The following is an 841-nucleotide window of genomic DNA, read 5'->3' as shown; positions in this document are numbered from 1 at the left end:
AAGAACATTGCCAAGAATGTTTTAAATCACGGCAAAGCCAAGGATGGAGCAGAAGGGGAAACCAAATCTGCTATCAGCGATGGGACTATCATCCTTACTGATACAACTGGACAGAGGGCGATGGGGCAAGATGCTGGACAAATCATTGGCTCTCTCAACCGCAACACCGCAGCAGCCCACCAAGCTGTAGGACAGCTAGATGTCGCACCGCTTGAGGGAGCAGTGCATAATCGCCTAGATATGATCAATGATTTATCGGATGAAGGATTGGGATACTGGGACAAAGTGCGCGAAGTCGCAAATGTTAAAGAACATCCAGTAGGTGAGATTTTGCATGATGAAAATGGCAATGTCCTCTATTTAACCGATGAAAATGGAAAACCTATAAAAGACAGCGATGGAGAATATATTACTCTGTATCACTTTTTAAATGCTGAAGATGAGCAGCATTTACAAGCTGGCTCTGATGGCAACAGGCGTATGTTCTATAATGGTATTTTTAACACACCAGATGAAGCAGCCGGTAATGCTGTCCACTTAGCTGATAATGAACATGAACCCCTTTATTTTACATACCACCCACAAGCTAAAGACAGGCTCGTAGAGTACGGAGTAGCGATTTATGAGTATTTTGGGAGATGGAGTAATTCGACCAAGAAGTTACAAGATTTTATCTATCGTTATGGCAATACAGGGGCGATTGTTAGTGCGCATAGCCGTGGTAGTTTGACAGTGGGCAATGGAATGCGTGACTTTGAACAGCGTGGCATTCACGGTATAGCAGAAAAAACAGATATCTATCTTTTTGGACCAGCTGATAACTCTCAATCAATAGCGAATG

The 841-nt window shown here is 43.3% G+C and carries 1 pseudogene; it reads left to right on the top strand.

Annotation, left to right across the window (positions count from 1 at the left end):
* A pseudogene (locus ACFIK3_RS09675) lies at positions 1–841 on the top strand (filamentous hemagglutinin); the annotation flags it as partial.

This window comes from Bartonella sp. CB10SXKL, assembly GCF_042195515.1.
In the GTDB taxonomy this organism is placed as follows: domain Bacteria; phylum Pseudomonadota; class Alphaproteobacteria; order Rhizobiales; family Rhizobiaceae; genus Bartonella.
This window is presented reverse-complemented; position numbering and strand designations above follow the sequence as displayed.